This window comes from Sulfitobacter sp. CW3 (assembly GCF_019392245.1).
In the GTDB taxonomy this organism is placed as follows: Bacteria; Pseudomonadota; Alphaproteobacteria; order Rhodobacterales; family Rhodobacteraceae; genus Sulfitobacter.
The window spans coordinates 1-399 of the sequence record NZ_JAHXRL010000045.1 but is presented as its reverse complement, the minus strand read 5'-3'; the positions used below and the strand labels follow the sequence as shown (position 1 = coordinate 399).

The following is a 399-nucleotide window of genomic DNA, read 5'->3' as shown; positions in this document are numbered from 1 at the left end:
CGACTTGTAGCTTGATCAGCGCCTCTTGCGCGGAGCGGCGCTGGTCGACGATCGCCGAGGCAGCTGGTGTCGTGGTCGAGATGATCCGCTGAGGGCTGCGCGGAAGGACCAGGTCGACGGCGGAGATGCGCGCGAAGCCGACGCGCATGTCGGGATCGTGCCAAACCGGCGTTTGCCCGCCAATAGAAAAGCCGACACGTTTTTCCGACACAACCGGGGTTGTTTCGAGCGACTAGCGATCCGCCCCGCCGGATCGTCGGGGAAACGATCGTATATCTGACATGACAGCGCTTACGAACTGAGCAATCTTTGCTGTGACTTCAACATGGTGATCGCCCGTTATTTTCGGCACATCAGCAAAATTTTTATGAATTTACCCTGTCAATTCTAGCGACGTTC

Annotated in this window: 1 protein-coding gene; it reads right to left on the bottom strand. The window is 57.1% G+C overall.

Annotated features, from left to right (window positions below):
- A partial coding sequence (locus KZZ06_RS20140; RefSeq protein ID WP_219581769.1) for a hypothetical protein occupies window positions 1-211 on the bottom strand: 211 nt, incomplete at its 3' end.
- Between the last annotated feature and the right edge of the window lie 188 nt (window positions 212-399).